This is a genomic window from Streptomyces sp. AcH 505, from assembly GCF_000818175.1.
Lineage (GTDB): Bacteria > Actinomycetota > Actinomycetes > Streptomycetales > Streptomycetaceae > Streptomyces.
Genome location: NZ_JTIY01000001.1, coordinates 2,100,181 through 2,103,303, shown reverse-complemented (window position 1 = coordinate 2,103,303; position 3,123 = coordinate 2,100,181). Strand labels below are relative to the sequence as shown.

The window sequence follows — 3,123 nt, the reverse complement described above, 5'->3', positions numbered from 1 at the left end:
GGGCCTGGAGCGCGGCGATCCGCCGTCGTCCCGCCACGGCAGCGACGGCCACCGGAGCGTCGGCGGGTGCCGAGGCCAGCACCCGCGCCCAGCAGGCGTCAGCCTCCGCCAGCTCGCCCCGTTGCGCGTGCAGCCGCGCCAGCAGATCCTGGACCACCGGGTCGTCACTGCTGTCGCCGCCCAGCTGGTCCAGGGCGCCCCTGGCGTCCGCGTACCGGCCCAGCCGCGCCGAGTCCAGCGCACGGACCAGCGGCGCCGGACGGCCGGCAGTGGTCGTGGCAGCGGCCGTGGCGTTGGCCCTCATCGCTGCGCCCGCACCGTCGTGTCGACGCTGCCGTCAGCCACGACGGCGTCCCTCGGCAGCAACCGCCGCAGCTGGATGACGAGATTGCGTACGCGGGCGGTGTCCTGCGCGGCGACCGCCGCCTCGCCCTCGTGCAGCAGCCGCTGGATTCGTCCGTCGGCGCTGGCCGCCAACTGCTCCTTCAGGGACATGAATTGCAGCACCGGAAGCCGCCCCGACGCGTCCAGGACCTGCAGTCCGACGTTGCGTACTGCCTCGCTCGCGTGGTCGACCAGCGTCGGGTCGCCCGAGGTGATCGCGGCGTCCAGCTCCGCCTCCGCCTCGCGCAGGGCGCTCTTGGCGTGCCCGTCGCCGTACTCCTCGATCACCTCGCGCACCCAGTCCCGTACCGACTCGGCCTCCTGCACGAGCCGGGGCAGTACGAGCGCGTCCTCCGCCTCGTCCAGCGCCGACTCGGCCTTCCTGAGCAACTCCTGTGCGATGGCGGGCCCGTCGGGGTTGACGTCGGCCGAGTCCAGCTCGCGGCTGATGCCTTCGAGCCCGCCCCGCTGGTCGAACGCGTCGAGCAGCTCCGTCGTACGGCCCGCCTGCGATGTCGCCGAACGGCGGCGCAGCTCCTCGTACTGGGCGGTGACAGCGGCGCCCTGCCCGCGCAGCTCCTCGACGTCGGGGTTGTCCCGCCCCAGCTCGACGTCGATCTCGAACTCCTCGTCCAGGATGGGGATGTACGCGTCGACGTGCGTGCGGAAGCTCTCGTCGATCTCCACCAGGACCTCGATCTCGCTGCCCGCCGGCACGTCACGCGCGATCTCGTCGGGGCGGATGTCGAGCTGGCCGACCATCGAGTTGCGGTCGGCCCTCGCCCGTTCGCCCTGCACGATCGGCACCCTGATCAGGCCGGTGTGCTGGCCGCGCCGCACCTCGACCGTGGACTCCAGGACGATCCGCCCCTCGGCCGGCAGTTCCGTGCCCTTGCGCAGGATCCACGCCACCTCGTTGCCCTCCACCCACACCCCGAAGGAATGGCTCAGCGTGGCGTCGCCGCCCTCCATCGCCATCCGCTGGTAGGAGGTGGTGGCGGGGCTCGTCGGCACCAACGTGCCCTGCGGGGTGCGGAATTCGATCGCGTACGTGTTGTGCGCTGCCCGTGCCTTCAGCCGCGCGGTGAAGCTGCCGCTCGCCCCGAGCGGCACCTGACCGCTGCGCCATTCCAGCTCGTTGTCGGCCGTGTTGACGAACTCGACGGTGTAGCCCGTCCAGTCCCGGGCGCCGGCCTCGGCGTCCTGCGCCGTCCTGGCCTGCCCGCCGACCAGCGGCTCCGTGCTGCGGCCGGTCGGCTTGTGCGCGAAGTCCAGCAGGACGTCGCCGACTTCGGCGGCCCGGTCCTTGGCCCCGTGCGGCAGCCGCTGCGTACGCGCGAAGACGGCGGCGCCGCGCGCCACCACGGTCACCGGGTCGAGGCTGTGGTCCAGCCGGATCCCGAGCCCGTCGGCGGGGTCGGCGAGCAGGTCACGCAGGGCGGGCGCCAGCGTCGCGCCGCCGACCAGCAGGACCCGTTCGATGTTGCCTGGCGCCAGGCTCTTCTCCGCGAGCGCCTTGCGGCACAGCTCGACCGAGCGCCGGTACAGCGGCATCGCCACCCGCTCCACGTCGGCGCGGGTCACCTCGTGCACGAACGGGATCCGGTCGCCCCGCGCGTCGGACAGTTCGACGTCCACCTCGACGGCCGCCATGTGCGACAGCTCGATCTTGGCTTCCTCCGCAGCGAGTTTGAGCTTCGCGATGTTCGCCGCCTGGAGCGGGTCGGAGCGCTCCAGCGACGCGAGCCCCGGGTGCGCGGCGCGCGCGGCCGGGATCAGGATCTCCTCGACGAGCAGCCAGTCGATCAGCTTGCCGCCGAGGAAGTTGTCGCCCGCGTGGTTCACGACGGTGAACTCGCCGTCCTGGACCTGGATCACGGCCGCGTCGAACGTACCGCCGCCGAGGTCGTACACCAGCCAGAAGCCGCGCCTCGGCACATCGGTCGCGACCGCGCTGTACGCCCAGGCCGCCGCCGTCGGCTCCTGGAGCAGCGGCGCGAACTCAAGCCCGGCGAGCGCGGCGGCCCGCCGGGTCGCGTCGCACTGATCGAGTTCGAAGGCCGCCGGTACGGTGATGACGGCGGCGCCGATCTCCTCGCCGTACGCGCGCCGGACGTCCTGCCTGACCGACTTCAGCACCTCGGCGGACAGTTCCTCGGGTGACATCGTGCGCCCGGAGCCAGCGAAGCCGCGCGCCGCGTCCCGTACCCCCATCTGGAGTTTGAACTCGGCGTGGGTGTTGGCCGGATCGGCGTCGAGCTTGTTCCTGGCGCGCTTGCCGACCAGCACATGTCCGGACCGGTTGATGTGGACGGCCGAAGGGGTGTACTCGTCGCGGAGGTTGTTGCGGACGATGTCCGCGTCGGCGCCCGTCGACATGGCGATGGCGCTGTTGGTGGTGCCCAGGTCGATGCCGAAGTCAACGGTCTCGCGAGCCATGGTCCTGCTCTCCTTCCGGTTGGGCCACGATGACTTGGCCCGTCTGAATGCAGCGGCCGTCCCGGTAGACCGAGGGCCGGACTGTCTCGTGCACGGTCTCCCGCGTCGCGTGCGGGGTGGGCTGGTAGGCGAGTACGTCGAGGGCGAGCCCGATGTCGTACTCCATGCCGTCGTGGTCGTGGATCTCCACTCCGGCCTTGGCGAGGGCGTCCTGCGCGGCCCGCAGATGCCGGGCGGCCTTGGGCGCTCTACGCGCTGCCGCGCCGCTGCCTCGGCCGCCGCTGCCGGGGTCTTCGGCGG

The 3,123-nt window shown here is 72.3% G+C and carries 1 protein-coding gene and 2 pseudogenes; all 3 read right to left on the bottom strand.

Annotation, left to right across the window (positions count from 1 at the left end; genetic code table 11):
- Window positions 1-304: pseudogene (locus tag HY68_RS43640) on the bottom strand (tetratricopeptide repeat protein); the annotation flags it as partial.
- On the bottom strand, window positions 301-2,823 hold the full coding sequence (locus tag HY68_RS09715; RefSeq protein WP_041986984.1) for an Hsp70 family protein: 2,523 nt from the start codon (window positions 2,821-2,823) through the stop codon (window positions 301-303). The gene HY68_RS09715 and the pseudogene HY68_RS43640, both read right to left, overlap by 4 nt.
- Window positions 2,804-3,123, bottom strand: a pseudogene (locus HY68_RS09710) (hypothetical protein); the annotation flags it as partial. The gene HY68_RS09715 and the pseudogene HY68_RS09710, both read right to left, overlap by 20 nt.

Excerpts from the sequence above, each read along its gene's own strand:
- HY68_RS09715 (WP_041986984.1), bottom strand. The coding sequence starts at position 2,823 with ATGGCTCGCGAGACCGTTGACTTCGGCATCGACCTGGGCACCACCAAC.